This is a genomic window from Streptomyces sp. AMJ-169 (assembly GCF_055597585.1).
Genome location: NZ_JBVLTJ010000002.1, coordinates 330,422 through 346,049, shown reverse-complemented (window position 1 = coordinate 346,049; position 15,628 = coordinate 330,422). Strand labels below are relative to the sequence as shown.

Sequence of the window (15,628 nt, the reverse complement as noted above, 5' to 3'; positions counted from 1 at the left end):
GATATCTAAAGGAGTACATGTGAATACCCTCCCTGCCACGACCTCCCTCGGGGGCCTCGACCCCACGAGTGACCGCGCGGTCTTCCGGCAGATCGCCGATCAGCTGCGCGAGGCGATCGACCGGGGGCGATTCACGGAAGGCTCCAAGCTGCCCTCCGAAGCCGAGCTCGTCGAGCACTACGGGGTGTCCCGGATGACGGTCCGGAACTCCTTCTCCGTCCTCCAGGGGGAGGGGCTGGTCCGCGCGGAACACGGCAAGGGAGTCTTCGTACGGCCGCGCCCTCCCGTACGACGGCTGGCCTCGGACCGCTTCTCCCGCCGGCACCGGGCCGAAGGCAAGGCCGCGTTCCTCGTCGAGGCCGACACGGTGGGCAGCCGCCCCCAGGTCGACAGCCTGGAGGTGAAGGAGGTCAAGGCCACCCCGGACATCTCAGCCCGCCTCGGCTCCGTCCGCCGCGTCCTGTCCCGCTACCGCCGCTACCTGCACGACGGCCGCCCCGTCGAGTTCGCCACCTCCTACATCCCCCTCGACATCGCTCGCGGCACCCAGATCGCCGAACTCAACTCCGGCCCCGGCGGCATCTACGCCCGCCTCGAAGAACTCGGCCACCGCCTCGACCACTTCGAGGAGGAGGTCAAGGCCCGGATGCCCACCCCCGCCGAGGTGAAGGTGCTCAACCTGTCGTCCGGGGTGCCCGTCTTCCAACTGGTCCGGACCGCCTTCGACAGCGACGGGAGAGCTGTCGAAGTCTGCGACACGATCATGGCGGCGGACGCATACGTGTTGTCGTACCACCTTCCGGCGGTCTAGCCGCCGTTGAGACTTCCGCTCTGGCGCGCAAAGCCCGAACAACCCCGCACAGCAAAAAGGCCCAAGTCTCTGACTTGGGCCCTGCGTTGTGGAGCGGGTGACGAGAATCGAACTCGCACTCTCAGCTTGGGAAGCTGATGTTCTACCACTAAACTACACCCGCGAAAATCAGCTTCCGGCCGACCGGTCGGTGACTGACTGCTCCGCCACTCTACCCCATCCCCGCCCCCCGTCGCCGAACCCTCCGGTCCAGGACCGCGAGGCAGCCCCGATCCGGCTGCGGGGGGCGGGAGTTGAGGCGTACGGTGAAGGTGGTGGAGAGGTCCCCGCGGGGTTCGGGGGAGGCGGAGTGCCGCCCGCGACCCCGTCCCTTTCATCCCGTAATGTGACGCCAGCGTCACGGCATCCCCGCCAGAGGTGACGCGGTTCTTGGGGAAGGGACTCTAGGACTTGATGGAGCGCACCGTCGTCCGCTGTGCCGATGGGCACGTGTTCAGCACCACCTCGTTCCCGATGCAGCAGGCCGAGCGGCTCGGCCCCGGACGGCTCGTCCGCTGCCCTCGATGTGCCCGGCTCCGCAGTGTGGTGCCTGTCACTCCCGAGGCGCAGACCGGCAAGCGGCCCGAAGCGCATCGCGACCCGCAGAACGAGAAGCAGCGCGACGACACCCTCGGCAAGCATCTTGAGAAGCATTAGGGAAGCATCGGGAAAGCGTTAGGGGCCACGCCTCGCAGTCGTACCCCGCAGCCACACCCGGCCTCGCGGCCACACCCCGCAAGTCACACCCGGCCTCGCGGCCCCACCCCGCCGCACAGCCACACCGTCTCGGCAAGACCCCCTAGGGGAAACCTCCTAAGCAATCCCCCCTAAGCGAAACCCCTTAGGTGAAACCCCCTAAGCAACACCCCCTTGCCGAGACCCCCAACCATCACCCCCAACCAACCCCCCCCGGCCCCCCCGCAAGCCGCGCCCCCCGTCCGATTGGGGCGACTCCGCGCGGCTTGCGTATCCTCGGGCACGTGCTTCTCTCAGACAAGGACATCCGAGCCGAGATCGCCTCCGGCCGCGTACGGATCGATCCCTACGACGAATCAATGGTGCAGCCGTCCAGCATCGACGTACGACTGGACCGCCTCTTCCGGGTGTTCGAGAACCACCGCTACCCGCACATCGACCCCTCGGTGGAGCAGGCGGACCTCACCCGGCTCGTGGAGCCGGAGGGCGACGAGCCGTTCATCCTGCACCCGGGCGAGTTCGTGCTCGCCTCCACCTACGAGGTCATCACGCTCCCGGACGACCTGGCCTCCCGCCTGGAGGGCAAGTCCTCCCTCGGCCGGCTGGGCCTCGTCACGCACTCCACCGCCGGCTTCATCGACCCCGGTTTCAGCGGCCACGTCACCCTCGAACTCTCCAACCTCGCCACGCTCCCCATCAAGCTGTGGCCGGGCATGAAGATCGGCCAGCTGTGCATGTTCCGCCTCAGCTCCCCCGCCGAACACGCCTACGGCAGCGAGCGCTACGGCTCCCGCTACCAGGGCCAGCGCGGCCCCACGGCCTCCCGCTCGTTCCGCAACTTCCACCGGACCCAGGTGTGACCGCATGAGCGACGTACGCGAGAACCTGACCTACGACCGCTTCGGCACGGCCGTCCGCGAGCTGGCCCAGACCATCGCCGACGACGGGTACGAGCCCGACGTCGTCCTCTCCATCGCCCGCGGCGGGGTCTTCGTCGCCGGGGGGCTCGCCTACGCCCTCGACTGCAAGAACATCCATCTGGTGAACGTCGAGTTCTACACCGGTGTGGGCACCACGCTCGAAATGCCCGTCATGCTCGCGCCCGTCCCCAACGTCATCGACTTCTCCGACAAGAAGGTCCTGATCACGGACGACGTCGCCGACACCGGCAAGACGCTCAAGCTGGTGCACGACTTCTGCCTCGACACCGTCGCCGAGGTCCGCAGCGCCGTGATCTATGAGAAGTCCCACTCGCTGGTCAAGTGCGAGTACGTCTGGAAGCGCACCGACGACTGGATCAACTTCCCCTGGTCCGTGGAGCCGCCGGTCGTCCGGCGCAGCGGCCAGGTCCTCGACGCCTGACCCCTAAGGGACTTCCCCCAGGACGGAAAAGGGGCCCCGCGCCACCCTGGCGCCGGGCCCCTAGGTGTACCCCAACTCCTTTAGAACGTCCCCAACTTCACGATCGACAGCAGCGCCACCAGCTGGATCGCCGACGCCCCCAGCGCCTTCGGCCACGGCAGATCGTGCGACTTGCTCACCATCAGCGTGAGCAGCGCCCCGCCCGCGACCCACGTCGCCCACCCCAGCAGCTGCACGAACGACGCGTCGCCGCCGAAGAACATCGCCACGACCAGCCGCGGCGCGTCCGTCAGGGACATGATCAGCATGGAGAGGCCGACCGTCGGCTGCCAGGCCCCGTCCCCGCCGAGCTGGCGGGCCAGCGTGTGGGTGACGACGCCGAGCACGAAGGACGACAGGACCATCGCCACGGCCGTCGTCAGGACGATCGGGATCGCGTTGGCGAGGGTCGCGTTGATCGCGTCCGCGCGGGCGCTGTCGAAGCCGAAGACGGCGAGCAGGCCGTAGAGGAAGGTCACGATCAGGGCGGGGGCCCACATCGTGTAGTCGCGCATCACGAGGAAGGTCTGGTTCGGGGCGGTGACGATGCCCTTCAGCAGCTCTTTCCAGGGCAGCCGCGGCCCGACGGGACCCGAGGGCGCCGAGCCCGCGTGATAGGTCCCGCCCTGGTTGTACTGGTCCCCGACCGAGAACGCCTGCGTGTGCCCGGGGTTGTTGGCGGCGTACGGGTCATGCCCCGCACCCTGCCCGCCCTGCACCCCGGCCTGCGTCGCCCCGTAAGGGTCGCTCCCGAAGTACTCCGGGCCCTCCGGCCCACCCTGAGAGCCGTACGGCCGCCCCTGCGGGTACGACGGCTGCGGCGGCGCCGGCGGGTAGCCGTGCGCCGGCCCGCCCTGGCCCTGCTGCCCGTACGGAGGGTCGTGCGGTCGCGCTTGCGGGGCGCGGTCGTCCCGGCCGCCGCGTCCGATCCTGAATCCAGCCACTCACTGAACGTACCTGGTCCCGGAGGCCGGCGGGCCGGGGCCGACGTTTCCAGGACGCCATTGCTGCCGACCTGTGACATCCCCTAGGGGGAACCCGTAGGGGATGTCACAGGCCGGCCGGCTGTTACTTCACCGGCTCGGGCTCCGGCTCGCTCTCGCTCTCCTCGGCGCCCTCCGGGTCGGCCGGCGTCTTCACCGACTCCAGCAGCAGCTGGGCGACGTCGACGACCTGGATCGACTCCTTGGCCTTGCCTTCGTTCTTCTTGCCGTTGACCGAGTCGGTCAGCATCACCAGGCAGAACGGGCACGCCGTCGAGACGATGTCGGGGTTGAGCGACAGAGCCTCGTCCACGCGCTCGTTGTTGATGCGCTTGCCGATCCGCTCCTCCATCCACATCCGCGCGCCGCCCGCGCCGCAGCAGAAGCCGCGCTCCTTGTGGCGGTGCATCTCCTCGTTGCGCAGGCCCGGGACGCTCGCGATGATCTCGCGCGGCGGGGTGTAGATCTTGTTGTGCCGGCCCAGGTAGCAGGGGTCGTGGTAGGTGATGATGCCCTCGACGGGCGTCACCGGCACCAACTTGCCCTCGTCGACGAGGTGTTGCAGCAGCTGCGTGTGGTGGACGACCTCGTAGTCGCCGCCGAGCTGCGGGTACTCGTTGCCGATGGTGTTGAGGCAGTGCGGGCAGGTCGCGACGATCTTCTTGGCCGACTTGGGCTTCGCGCTCTCGGGCACGACCTTGCCCTCGTCGTCGGTCTCCTCGCCGAACGCCATGTTCAGCGCCATGACGTTCTCCATGCCGAGCTCCTGGAACAGGGGCTCGTTGCCGAGGCGGCGGGCGGAGTCGCCGGTGCACTTCTCGTCGCCGCCCATGATCGCGAACTTGACGCCCGCGATGTGCAGCAGCTCGGCGAAGGCCTTGGTGGTCTTCTTGGCGCGGTCCTCCAGGGCGCCGGCGCAGCCGACCCAGTAGAGGTACTCGACCTCGGTGAGGTCCTCGATGTCCTGGCCGACGACCGGGATCTCGAAGTCGACCTCCTTGGTCCAGGCGAGCCGCTGCTTCTTCGCCAGGCCCCAGGGGTTGCCCTTCTTCTCCAGGTTCTTGAGCATCGTGCCGGCCTCGGAGGGGAACGACGACTCGATCATCACCTGGTAGCGGCGCATGTCGACGATGTGGTCGACGTGCTCGATGTCGACCGGGCACTGCTCGACGCAGGCGCCGCAGGTGGTGCAGGACCACAGGACGTCCGGGTCGATGACGCCGCCCGCGGCGAAGCCGCTGTCAGATACAGCCTCCGCGGTGCCGATCAGGGGGCGCTCGGCCTCCGCCAGGGCGGCGGCGGGAACGTCCTTCAGCGCCTCCTCGGACGCCTTCTCCTCGCCCTCCGCCGTCTTGCCGCCGCCCGCGAGCAGGTAGGGCGCCTTGGCGTGCGCGTGGTCGCGCAGCGACATGATCAGCAGCTTCGGCGAGAGCGGCTTGCCGGTGTTCCACGCCGGGCACTGCGACTGGCAGCGCCCGCACTCGGTGCAGGTGGAGAAGTCCAGCAGGCCCTTCCAGGAGAACTGCTCGACCTGGGAGACGCCGAAGACGTCGTCCTCACCCGGGTCCGCGAAGTCGATCGGCTTGCCGCCGGACGTCATCGGCTGGAGCGCGCCGAGCGCGGTACCGCCGTCGGCGTCGCGCTTGAACCAGATGTTCGGGAACGCGAGGAAGCGGTGCCAGGCGACGCCCATGTTGGTGTTCAGCGAGACGACGATCATCCAGATGAACGACGTGCTGATCTTGATCATGGCGAGCAGGTAGACGAGGTTCTGGAGCGTCGTGACGCCGAGCCCCTTGAACGCGAGGACCAGCGGGTACGACGCGAAGTACGCGGCGTCGTAGCTCTCCACGTGGTGCAGCGCGCCCTCCAGGCCGCGCAGCACGTAGATCGCGAGGCCGATGGTCAGGATGACGTACTCGACGAAGTACGCCTGGCCCGCCTTGGAGCCGGTGAACCGGGACTTGCGGCCGGGGCGCGAGGGCAGGCTCAGCAGGCGGACGACGATCAGGACGGCGATGCCCAGGATCGTCATGACGCCGATGAACTCGGTGTACATCTCGAACGGCAGGAAGTCGCCGATGACCGGCAGCACCCAGTCGGCGCGGAAGAGCTGGCCGAAGGCCTGGGCGAGGGTCGGCGGCAGCGTCAGGAAGCCGACGGCGACGAACCAGTGCGCGAAGCCGACGATCCCCCAGCGGTTCATCCGGGTGTGGCCCAGGAACTCCCGCACCAGGGTCACGCTGCGCGCGTAGGGGTTGTCGGTCCGGGTGCCGGCCGGGACCGGCTGGCCCAGCTTGAAGTACCGGACGAACTGACCGATGGCGCGCGCGAGCAGGGCGACGCCGACCACGGTCAGGGCCAGCGACACGATGATCGCGGCGAGTTGCATGGGGGCTCCTCGGGCCTGCGAGGGATGGTCAGGCGGTTACTAAGCGGTAACTTATGTAGTCGGTCTGAGGGTACCCCGTATTCTCCGTCGCACTGTAGCGGGGTGGAAGGTGATCTGAATCGCTGAGGCTTGCCTCAGTGAGGGCTGCTCTTGACGGCGATTTGGGGTCGTTCCGTTCATGTCATTCGTACGGAATTGCAGCATTTATGACTAATTTGTGACCGTGCTCTATGGAATCGCCGCCGCCACCGCCGCGCTCCTCCTCGCCGCCCTGCTGGCCGCCCTGCTGCGCGCCCCCGCCCTGCGGCTGGGGCTGGTCGAGCGGCGGCAGCGGCAGCGAAAGGTCCCGGTGTCGGGCGGCGTGGCCGTCGTGGCCGCCACGTGCGCGGTCGCCGGGGCGGGGGAGTGGAGCGGCGCCGCGCGGCTCGGGGACGGCGTCGGTGCCCTCCTGGCCGCCGCCTGCGCCGTCGCCCTCCTCGGCCTCGTCGCCGACCTGCGCCGCCTCAAGACCCGCCTCCTGGTCCTCGGTACGGCCCTGGCGGCGCTCGCCGTCGTCCCGTACGGCGAACTCGGCGTCCTGGGGGGCCTGCTCTGCGCCGGATGGGTCACCTTCGTCGCCCTCGCCTTCCGTTCGCTGGACCACGCGGACGGGGTCGCCGGGACCGTCGGCGTGGTCACCGCCTTCGGGGTGGGCGCCTGCGCCGCCGCCGAGGTCATGGACGGTCCCGCCGTCCTGCTGAGCGTCCTGGCCGCCGCGCTGACCGGGTTCCTGATGCACAACTGGCCGCACGCGCGCGTGGGGCTCGGCGCGGGCGGCTCCCTGTTCACCGGGTTCCTGCTGGCCTCGGCGGCCGTCGTCGCCCATGAGGGGCATGAACCGGCCCTCCGCGCGGGTGTGCTGACCGCCCTGACGGCCGTCGCCGGGGTGGACGTCCTCCTGGTCGCCGCCTCCCGCCGGATCGCCGGGCGGGCGCTGCTGCGGACCTCCCCTGACCACCTCGCCCACCGGCTGCGCCGGCTCGGGGTCACCGCCCAGGGGGCCGTCGTCCTCCTGGGGGCCGCCGCTTTCGGCAGCGTCATGGTCGCCGTCCTCGCGCACGCGGGATGGGCGGCGGCCTCCGCGCCCGTGTGGGCCGCCGCCCTGCTGGCCGCCGCGGGGGCCGCGCTGCTGCGCGTGCGCGTGTACGGGGCTGCGGATGCGCACACCCGCAGGTCGCCGGAGACTCGTAGGCGTCCCGCTCCCGGAGGTCGGCCGCGTGCCGTGGGTGCCCCGAAGGCCCCTCAGGTCACCCGGGAGCGGCAGGTGAAACCGCCTCGGCGGCCTGAGTCCTCGCAGGTCAGGGCCGGATTGCGTGTAAGGAACGGATAAGAGTTGAGTCGGTCTGACTCAGCTCTGTTGACTCGGCTGGGCGAGTGATGCATGCTTGAGCCTGTTCCACTCAAGTCAGCTGGAGGAAGATCAAAATGGCACGTGCGGTCGGCATCGACCTGGGCACGACTAACTCCGTCGTCAGCGTTCTTGAAGGCGGCGAGCCCACCGTCATCACCAACGCCGAGGGCGCCAGGACCACGCCGTCCGTCGTCGCCTTCGCGAAGAACGGCGAGGTGCTCGTCGGCGAGGTGGCCAAGCGTCAGGCGGTCACCAACGTGGACCGGACCATCCGGTCCGTGAAGCGTCACATGGGCACCGACTGGAAGATCCAGCTGGACGGGAAGGACTTCAACCCCCAGCAGATCTCCGCCTTCATCCTCCAGAAGCTGAAGCGCGACGCCGAGGCGTACCTGGGCGAGAAGGTCACCGACGCGGTCATCACCGTCCCGGCGTACTTCAACGACTCCGAGCGCCAGGCGACGAAGGAGGCCGGCGAGATCGCGGGCCTGAACGTCCTGCGCATCGTCAACGAGCCGACCGCCGCCGCCCTCGCGTACGGCCTCGACAAGGACGAGCAGGTCATCCTGGTCTTCGACCTCGGTGGCGGCACGTTCGACGTCTCGCTGCTGGAGATCGGCGACGGCGTCGTCGAGGTGAAGGCCACCAACGGTGACAACCACCTCGGTGGTGACGACTGGGACCAGCGCGTCGTCGACTACCTGGTCCAGCAGTTCAAGTCGGGCCACGGCGTGGACCTCGGCAAGGACAAGATGGCCCTCCAGCGGCTGCGCGAGGCCGCCGAGAAGGCGAAGATCGAGCTGTCGTCGTCCTCCGAGACGTCGATCAACCTCCCCTACATCACCGCCTCCGCCGAGGGCCCCCTGCACCTCGACGAGAAGCTGACCCGCGCGCAGTTCCAGCAGCTGACCGCGGACCTGCTGGAGCGCTGCAAGGCGCCGTTCAGCAACGTCATCAAGGACGCCGGCATCGCGCTGAGCGAGATCGACCACGTCGTCCTGGTCGGCGGCTCCACCCGGATGCCGGCCGTCGCCGAGCTCGTCAAGGAGCTGACCGGCGGGCGCGAGGCCAACAAGGGCGTCAACCCCGACGAGGTCGTCGCCATCGGCGCGTCCCTCCAGGCCGGTGTCCTCAAGGGCGAGGTCAAGGACGTCCTGCTGCTCGACGTCACCCCGCTGTCCCTCGGTATCGAGACCAAGGGCGGCATCATGACGAAGCTCATCGAGCGCAACACCACGATCCCGACCAAGCGCTCCGAGATCTTCACCACCGCCGAGGACAACCAGCCCTCCGTGCAGATCCAGGTCTACCAGGGCGAGCGCGAGATCGCGGCGTACAACAAGAAGCTCGGGATGTTCGAGCTGACCGGCCTGCCGCCCGCCCCGCGCGGTGTCCCGCAGATCGAGGTCTCCTTCGACATCGACGCCAACGGCATCATGCACGTGACCGCGAAGGACCTCGGCACGGGCAAGGAGCAGAAGATGACCGTCACCGGCGGCTCCTCGCTGCCGAAGGACGAGGTCGACCGCATGCGCCAGGAGGCCGAGCAGTACGCGGACGAGGACCACAAGCGCCGCGAGGCCGCCGAGGCCCGCAACCAGGGCGAGCAGCTCGTCTACCAGACGGAGAAGTTCCTCAAGGACAACGAGGACAAGGTCCCCGGCGACGTCAAGACCGAGGTCGAGACCTCGATCGCCGAGCTGAAGGAGAAGCTCAAGGGCGACGACACCGCCGAGATCCGCACCGCCACCGAGAAGGTCGCCGCCGTCTCCCAGAAGCTCGGCCAGGCCCTCTACGCGGACGCCCAGGCGGGCGGCGCCGAGGCCGCGGGCGGCGCCCAGCAGGCCAAGGCCGACGACGACGTCGTCGACGCCGAGATCGTCGACGACGAGAAGCCCAAGGGTGGTGCCGCGTGACGGAGGAGACCCCGGGCTTCGACGAGAAGCCTGACGTCCCCTCCGGCGCCGACGACGCCGAGCCGAAGGCCGCCCCCGAGGAAGGGGCGGCCCCGGCCGGGGACGCGAACCAGACCGCCGGTCTGGTGGCAGAGCTGGACCAGGTGCGCACCGCCCTCGGCGAGCGCACCGCCGACCTCCAGCGCCTCCAGGCCGAGTACCAGAACTACCGCCGCCGGGTCGAGCGGGACCGCATCGCGGTCAAGGAGATCGCCATCGCGAACCTCCTGACCGAACTGCTGCCGGTCCTCGACGACATCGGCCGCGCGCGGGAACACGGCGAGCTGCTCGGCGGATTCAAGTCCGTCGCCGAGTCGCTGGAGTCCGTCGCCGCCAAGATGGGTCTGATGCAGTTCGGCAAGGAGGGCGAGCCCTTCGACCCGACGATCCATGAGGCGCTGATGCACTCGTACGCGCCGGACGTCACAGAGACGACGTGCGTGGCGATTCTCCAGCCCGGGTATCGGATCGGCGAACGCACCATCCGCCCCGCGCGGGTGGCCGTCGCCGAACCGCAGCCCGGCGCACAGACCGTCAAGGCCGAAGAGGCCGAGGCGGAAGGCGAAGAGAAGAAGGACAACGGCCCTGAGGAGGGCTGACGTCGACACTGAACGAAGCACCGGGAAGGGGGCGCGTCGAGGCCGATGAGCACCAAGGACTTCATCGAGAAGGACTTCTACAAGGTCCTCGGCGTCCCCAAGGACGCCACCGAGGCCGAGATCAAGAAGGCGTACCGCAAACTCGCCCGCGAGTTCCACCCGGACGCCAACAAGGGCAACGCCAAGGCGGAGGAGCGCTTCAAGGAGATCTCCGAGGCGAACGACGTCCTCGGTGACCCCAAGAAGCGCAAGGAGTACGACGACGCCCGCGCGCTGTTCGCCGGGGGTTACCGCCCCGGCGGCCCCGGCGCGGGCGGCGGCTCCTTCAACTTCGACCTCGGCGACCTCTTCGGCGGCGGCGCCCAGGGCGGTGGCAACGGCGGCTTCGGCGGCGGTATCGGGGACGTCTTCGGCGGCCTCTTCAACCGCGGCGGAGCCGGCGCCGGGCGCACCCAGCCCCGGCGCGGCCAGGACATCGACACCGAGGTGACGCTCAGCTTCACCGAGGCGATCGAGGGGGCCACCGTCCCGCTGCGGATGACCTCCCAGGCCGCCTGCAAGACCTGCTCCGGCACCGGCGACAAGAACGGCACCCCGCGTGTGTGCCCGACCTGCGTCGGCACCGGCCAGGTCGCGCGCGGCTCGGGCGGCGGCTTCTCGCTCACCGACCCCTGCCCCGACTGCAAGGGCCGCGGCCTCATCGCCGAACAGCCCTGCGAGGACTGCCACGGCAGCGGCCGGGCCAAGTCCTCGCGCACGATGCAGGTCCGTATCCCCGCCGGGGTGACGGACGGTCAGCGCATCAGGCTGCGCGGCAAGGGCGGCCCGGGCGAGCGGGGCGGTCCGGCCGGCGACCTCTACGTCGTCGTCCACGTCGGAAGTCACCCCGTCTTCGGGCGCAAGGACGACAATCTGACGGTGACCGTGCCGGTGACGTTCGTGGAGGCCGCGCTCGGCGGGGAGATCAAGGTGCCCACGCTGGGCGGGCCCTCGCTCACGCTGAAGCTGCCCCCGGGGACGCCCAACGGGCGTACGATGCGCGCGCGTGGCAAGGGCGCGGTCCGCAAGGACGGCACTCGCGGGGACCTGCTGGTCACCGTCGAGGTGAGTGTCCCGGCGGACGTGACGGGGAAGGCTCGTGACGCGCTGGAGGCGTATCGCGAGGCGACCGCGGGCGACGACCCGCGGGCGGAGCTGTTCGAGGCCGCGAAGGGAGCATGATCAGAGATGGACGGCCGGCGGCGCAACCCGTACGAACTGACCGAGGAGACCCCGGTCTACGTCATCTCGGTGGCGGCCCAGCTCTCCGGACTGCACCCGCAGACCCTGCGGCAGTACGACCGCCTGGGCCTGGTCTCTCCCGACCGCACGGCCGGGCGCGGCCGGCGCTACTCGGCCCGCGACATCGAACTGCTGCGCAACGTCCAGCAGTTGTCGCAGGACGAGGGCATCAACCTCGCCGGGATCAAACGCATCATCGAGCTGGAGAACCAGGTCGCCGCCCTCCAGTCGAGGGTCGCCGAACTGGAGTCCGCGCTCGACGGCGCGGCCTCGGCGATGCAGCAGCGCGAGGCGGCCGTGCACGCCTCCTACCGGCGTGACCTGGTCCCGTACCAGGAGGTCCAGCAGACCAGCGCGCTGGTGGTGTGGCGGCCGAAGAAACCGCGCGACTGACCCGCCGGATCGAGCAACACCCTTGGGCGGCCCGGAGTTTCACCGACTCCGGGCCGTCGCCCTTGTCCGCGCGCGGTGTGATGTTGCCATCTCGTTAAGTGATTCCGCTTGACTGGGCGGACGCCGGACGCGTTGTCTTTTGGAACATCTGCGCCCCGAACGTAACCCGAAGTGAGCACCCGATGCGTCGTATCGCCCTAGCCGTGGTCGCCTCCACGATGACCCTCTCGCTCGCCGGCTGCGGCATGCTGAACGCGACGGGGGACGCCGCCGACGCGAGCCCGACGAAGGGTGACGACATCTCGGTCGGCGTGCTCTTCCCGGAGGACACCAACACCCGTTACGAGCAGTTCGACTACCCGTTCTTCAAGGCGAAGGTCGCGGAACTGACGAGCGACAAGGCCAAGATGGAGTACCAGAACGCGAAGTCGGACGCGGCCACGCAGATCAAGCAGATGGAGAAGATGATCGGCGACAAGGTCGACCTGATCGTCCTCGACGCGGTCGACGCCAAGGGCATCGCCGCCACCGTCCAGAAGGCCAAGGACGCCGGCATCCCGGTCATCGCCTACGACCGGCTCGCCGAGGGCCCGATCGACGCGTACGTCTCCTTCGACAACGAACTCGTCGGCCAGGTCCAGGGCCGCACCCTCGTCGAGGCCATCGGCTCGGCCAGCACCGCCGACAAGGTCGTCATGATCAACGGCTCGCCGACCGACCCCAACGCGGCCCAGTTCAAGGCCGGCGCGCAGGGCGAACTCGAGGGCCGGGTCACCGTCTCCGCCTCCTACGACACCGACGGCTGGAGCCCGAGCCTCGCGCAGTCGGAGATGGCGCAGGCCATCCAGAAGATCGGCAAGAACAACATCGCGGGCGTCTACTCCGCGAACGACGCGATGGCCGGGGGCGCGCTGAAGGCGCTGGAGGCGGCCGGGGTGAGCGACCTGCCGCCGATCACCGGGCAGGACGCCGAACTCCCCGCGATCCAGCGCATCCTGAGCGGCGAGCAGTTCATGACGGTCTACAAGCCCTACCCGGAGATGGCCGAGGCCGCCGCCGAGATGGTCGTCGCCAAGGTGCAGGGCAAGGACATCAAGTTCGACTCGCTCACCCGCGACCGCGTCGACAGCCCGACGAACAAGAAGATCCCGGCGCAGCTCGTGACCGTCGTCGCGGTGACCAAGAGCAACATCAAGAGCACGGTGGTCGCCGACGGGATCTACAAGGTGTCGCAGATCTGCACGGAGAAGTTCGCTTCGGCCTGTTCGGCGGTGGGGCTCAAGTAAGCCTGGGGGCGCCGCGCGCCGCGTGCGGGGCGTGCCGAGTGCGGGGCGTGTTGAGTCGTACATCTTGGGGCCGCCCCCGTGGCGCGTCCCCAAGATGTACTTCTCCAGGTCTCCCCCGTGCAGACCTCCCCCGGTTTTCCGTCCCGGGCGGGCGCGCGGGTCGGCCGGACGGGGAGTGTCCGGCCGGGTGCGCGGCGCCCCGGACGTGGTTCCACCATGCCCTGGGCGGGTACGGTCCACCACCGTCAGCTTGTTGCGGTGGGAGGGGCGGAGGAGGGGCGAAACCGCCTCCAAACAGGGCGAGTCGGGGCGGGCGGTCCGGGGCTCCGTGTTGCGGAGCCGGTCCGCGGCCACGCATAGTTGCGCTGCGGAAGACAGCAAACAGCCGGGGTGGGATGGACGATGGCCGGGCGCGGGGCGCAGCAGCATCCTCATGGTGCCGACCGACTGTGCGAGGCCGGTGACCGCGTCTACTCCCGCGCCGTACGCCGCGGCAGGGTCCCCCGCGCGGACGCCGAACCGGCCCCCTGCCTCCTCGAACTCGCCCTCCTGCACCCCGACCCCGACGACATGGACTGGCTCGTCCCCACCGCCCCGCAGGAGGTCATGACCCGGCTGCTGCGCGGGCTGTACGACGAGGTCTGCGCGAGCCGCAGCCGGATGGGCTCCGCCGTCGCCGCCTTCGAGTGGTACGCCGGGCTCGGCGGGGCGGCGCCGTTCGGCGAGGGCACCGCGCTGCGGGTGCTGGACGGGCCCTCCCGGATCCAGGCGGCGCTGGACGAGGCGACCGAGGCGTGCACCGTCGAGGCGCTGACCATCCAGCCCGGCGGGATCCGCCGTGAGCACGAGCTGACGGAGGGGCTGCACCGGGCGATGGCCCTGCGGGGGCGGGGCGTGCGGATGCGCGACCTCTACAACCACGTCGCCCGGCACGGCCAGGGGCTGCTGAACTACCTGGACCTGATGGGGGACGCGGTCGAGGCGCGGACCCTCGACGAGGTCACCGACCGGCTCATGGTCTTCGACCGCGCCGTCGCCTTCATCCCCGCCAACCCCGACCGCACGATGGCCCTCGAACTGCGGCATCCCGCGCTGATCGCCTACCTCGTCACGGTCTTCGACCGGCTGTGGCGGCTGGCGGTGCCCTTGACCGCGCCCATTCCGGCGCCCGCGATCGAGGGGATCTCGCACCGGGAGCAGTCCATCGCCGCGCTGCTGGCGGAGGGGCATCAGGACGCGGTGATCGCGGAGCGGCTGGGGATCAGCGTGCGGACGTGCCGGGCGCACATCGCCCGGCTGTCGGAGACGCTGGGGGCGGCCAGCCGTACGCAGTTGGGGGTGCGGATCGCTCAAGTCGGCCTGGTCGGGGGCGTGGTGGTCACTCTCCCCGGTCCCGCTCCCGGTCCCGTCCCCGCGTCCGCCCCCGCTCCGCGCTCCGCGGGTCTGCCTCGGGTTCCTGGTCGAGGATTCCCGAACGGCCGATGAGATAGCCGAGTTGGGCCCTGCTGTCGCTGCCGAGGGTGGCGGCGAGTTTGGCGATGTGCTCGCGGGCGGTGCGGACGTTGAGGCCCAGGCGGTCGGCGATGGTGGCGTCCTGGTGGCCTTCTATGAGGAGGGCGGCTATGGCTTGTTGGCGGGGGGTGATGCCGTTGAGGGCGGACGGCTGCTTGGCCGGCTCGGGATACATGGGCGTCGCCAGCCGCCACAGCCGGTCGAAGGTGGTGGCGAAGTGCTTGACGATGGCGGGATGCCGTATCTCCAGGGCGAGTTGCCCGTCCTCGCCGGCGGGTATGAAGGCGACTTCGCGGTCGACGACGATGAGCCGGTCGGTGACCTCGTCGAGGGTGCGGCACTCCACCTGGCCGTTCAGCTGCTCGATGTAGGCCAGGATGTACGGCGAATGCCGCTGGGTGTGCTGGTAGATCGTACGGAGCCGGCCGCCCCGGTCGAGCAGGGCCTGGTCCCGGTGGAGCGCGTGCGTACGGGAGACGAGCAGCCGCTCGACGGGGTACGGGACGTACGGCTGGATGCACAGCATCTCCTCGGCCGCGCCCGCGATGGCGTCGGTGAGCGCCTCGTTGATCCGCTCGGTACCGCTCAGGACCCGCAGCGCGGGGCTGTCGTACGACAGCGTCGGTGAGACGTCGAGGTGCAGCAGCGGCTCGAAGACGTCCACGAGCTGGGTCTCGCGGCGGCGTTCGTCGGCGATGCGGTCCGCGGAGCCGCGCAGCAGCCGGTGCAGGGCGACGGCGGGTGCGACCGGCTCCAGCCGGGACAGGTCGTCGACGGCCGGGTGCAGCAGTCCGAAGCGGACCAGGCAGGGCGCGGGGGCGGCGTCCGCCGCGGGCAGCCTGCCTTCCCGCAGCGCGCGGGCGTACAACTCCGTCCCGGCGGGACACATC

The 15,628-nt window shown here is 69.8% G+C and carries 14 protein-coding genes and 1 tRNA gene; 11 read left to right on the top strand and 4 right to left on the bottom strand.

Annotation, left to right across the window (positions count from 1 at the left end; translation table 11 throughout):
* Positions 1-19 precede the first annotated feature (19 nt).
* Positions 20-811, top strand: a complete 792-nt coding sequence (locus tag ACYUD3_RS06115; protein ID WP_470964822.1) for a GntR family transcriptional regulator — start codon at positions 20-22, stop codon at positions 809-811.
* A gap of 89 nt (positions 812-900) precedes the next feature.
* Here ACYUD3_RS06115 and ACYUD3_RS06110 read toward each other — a convergent pair.
* Positions 901-974 (bottom strand) — tRNA-Gly (locus ACYUD3_RS06110).
* Between the two features lie 290 nt (positions 975-1,264).
* On the opposite strand from ACYUD3_RS06110, the gene ACYUD3_RS06105 reads away from it, so the two are divergent.
* The 3 genes from ACYUD3_RS06105 (at position 1,265) to ACYUD3_RS06095 (ending at position 2,908) form a co-directional block, all read left to right on the top strand.
* Positions 1,265-1,507 (top strand): hypothetical protein, encoded by a 243-nt coding sequence (locus ACYUD3_RS06105; RefSeq protein WP_470966083.1) that lies wholly within the window; start codon positions 1,265-1,267, stop codon positions 1,505-1,507.
* Positions 1,508-1,830: 323 nt separating this feature from the next.
* A complete protein-coding gene (dcd, locus tag ACYUD3_RS06100; protein ID WP_470964819.1) occupies positions 1,831-2,406 on the top strand; it encodes a dCTP deaminase in 576 nt (191 codons plus the stop codon).
* Positions 2,407-2,410: 4 nt separating this feature from the next.
* Positions 2,411-2,908, top strand: a complete 498-nt coding sequence (locus ACYUD3_RS06095; protein WP_470964816.1) for a phosphoribosyltransferase — start codon at positions 2,411-2,413, stop codon at positions 2,906-2,908.
* A gap of 80 nt (positions 2,909-2,988) precedes the next feature.
* Here ACYUD3_RS06095 and ACYUD3_RS06090 read toward each other — a convergent pair whose 3' ends face one another.
* Positions 2,989-3,891 (bottom strand): Yip1 family protein, encoded by a 903-nt coding sequence (locus ACYUD3_RS06090; protein WP_470964814.1) that lies wholly within the window; start codon positions 3,889-3,891, stop codon positions 2,989-2,991.
* Between the two features lie 124 nt (positions 3,892-4,015).
* A complete protein-coding gene (locus tag ACYUD3_RS06085) occupies positions 4,016-6,322 on the bottom strand; it encodes a (Fe-S)-binding protein (RefSeq protein ID WP_470964811.1) in 2,307 nt (768 codons plus the stop codon).
* A 223-nt stretch (positions 6,323-6,545) separates the two neighbouring features.
* Here ACYUD3_RS06085 and ACYUD3_RS06080 point away from each other — a divergent pair, with 223 nt between their 5' ends.
* From ACYUD3_RS06080 to ACYUD3_RS06050, 7 genes are all read left to right on the top strand, one after another.
* Positions 6,546-7,691: an MraY family glycosyltransferase gene (locus tag ACYUD3_RS06080; RefSeq protein WP_470966037.1), complete on the top strand. Its 1,146-nt coding sequence runs from the start codon at positions 6,546-6,548 to the stop codon at positions 7,689-7,691.
* Between the two features lie 95 nt (positions 7,692-7,786).
* Positions 7,787-9,628 (top strand): molecular chaperone DnaK, encoded by a 1,842-nt coding sequence (gene dnaK, locus ACYUD3_RS06075; RefSeq protein ID WP_470964808.1) that lies wholly within the window; start codon positions 7,787-7,789, stop codon positions 9,626-9,628.
* The gene (gene grpE / locus ACYUD3_RS06070) at positions 9,625-10,266 is read left to right on the top strand and encodes a nucleotide exchange factor GrpE (protein ID WP_470964805.1); all 642 of its coding nucleotides are present in this window, start codon (positions 9,625-9,627) and stop codon (positions 10,264-10,266) included. The genes dnaK and grpE overlap by 4 nt, the downstream gene beginning before the upstream one ends.
* A 45-nt stretch (positions 10,267-10,311) precedes the next feature.
* Positions 10,312-11,487, top strand: a complete 1,176-nt coding sequence (gene dnaJ, locus ACYUD3_RS06065; RefSeq protein WP_470964802.1) for a molecular chaperone DnaJ — start codon at positions 10,312-10,314, stop codon at positions 11,485-11,487.
* A 6-nt stretch (positions 11,488-11,493) separates the two neighbouring features.
* On the top strand, positions 11,494-11,940 hold the full coding sequence (locus ACYUD3_RS06060) for a heat shock protein transcriptional repressor HspR (protein WP_470964799.1): 447 nt from the start codon (positions 11,494-11,496) through the stop codon (positions 11,938-11,940).
* Between the two features lie 182 nt (positions 11,941-12,122).
* Positions 12,123-13,226 (top strand): sugar ABC transporter substrate-binding protein, encoded by a 1,104-nt coding sequence (locus tag ACYUD3_RS06055; RefSeq protein ID WP_470964795.1) that lies wholly within the window; start codon positions 12,123-12,125, stop codon positions 13,224-13,226.
* A gap of 402 nt (positions 13,227-13,628) precedes the next feature.
* Positions 13,629-14,711, top strand: a complete 1,083-nt coding sequence (locus tag ACYUD3_RS06050; RefSeq protein ID WP_470964792.1) for a helix-turn-helix transcriptional regulator — start codon at positions 13,629-13,631, stop codon at positions 14,709-14,711.
* On the opposite strand, the gene ACYUD3_RS06045 is transcribed toward ACYUD3_RS06050, so the two are convergent.
* Complete coding sequence (locus ACYUD3_RS06045; protein WP_470966034.1) at positions 14,605-15,627, bottom strand: helix-turn-helix transcriptional regulator; 1,023 nt, start codon at positions 15,625-15,627, stop codon at positions 14,605-14,607. The two genes, ACYUD3_RS06050 and ACYUD3_RS06045, sit on opposite strands and share 107 nt — an antisense overlap.
* Between the last annotated feature and the right edge of the window lies 1 nt (position 15,628).

Bases quoted from the DNA above. Each gene is read 5' to 3' on its own strand.
- dnaJ (WP_470964802.1), top strand. From the start codon at position 10,312: ATGAGCACCAAGGACTTCATCGAGAAGGACTTCTACAAGGTCCTCGGC.
- ACYUD3_RS06055 (WP_470964795.1), top strand. From the start codon at position 12,123: ATGCGTCGTATCGCCCTAGCCGTGGTCGCCTCCACGATGACCCTCTCG.
- dnaK (WP_470964808.1), top strand. From the start codon at position 7,787: ATGGCACGTGCGGTCGGCATCGACCTGGGCACGACTAACTCCGTCGTC.
- ACYUD3_RS06085 (WP_470964811.1), bottom strand. From the start codon at position 6,322: ATGCAACTCGCCGCGATCATCGTGTCGCTGGCCCTGACCGTGGTCGGC.
- ACYUD3_RS06095 (WP_470964816.1), top strand. From the start codon at position 2,411: ATGAGCGACGTACGCGAGAACCTGACCTACGACCGCTTCGGCACGGCC.
- ACYUD3_RS06060 (WP_470964799.1), top strand. From the start codon at position 11,494: ATGGACGGCCGGCGGCGCAACCCGTACGAACTGACCGAGGAGACCCCG.
- ACYUD3_RS06050 (WP_470964792.1), top strand. From the start codon at position 13,629: ATGGCCGGGCGCGGGGCGCAGCAGCATCCTCATGGTGCCGACCGACTG.
- ACYUD3_RS06105 (WP_470966083.1), top strand. From the start codon at position 1,265: ATGGAGCGCACCGTCGTCCGCTGTGCCGATGGGCACGTGTTCAGCACC.
- ACYUD3_RS06045 (WP_470966034.1), bottom strand. From the start codon at position 15,627: ATGTGTCCCGCCGGGACGGAGTTGTACGCCCGCGCGCTGCGGGAAGGC.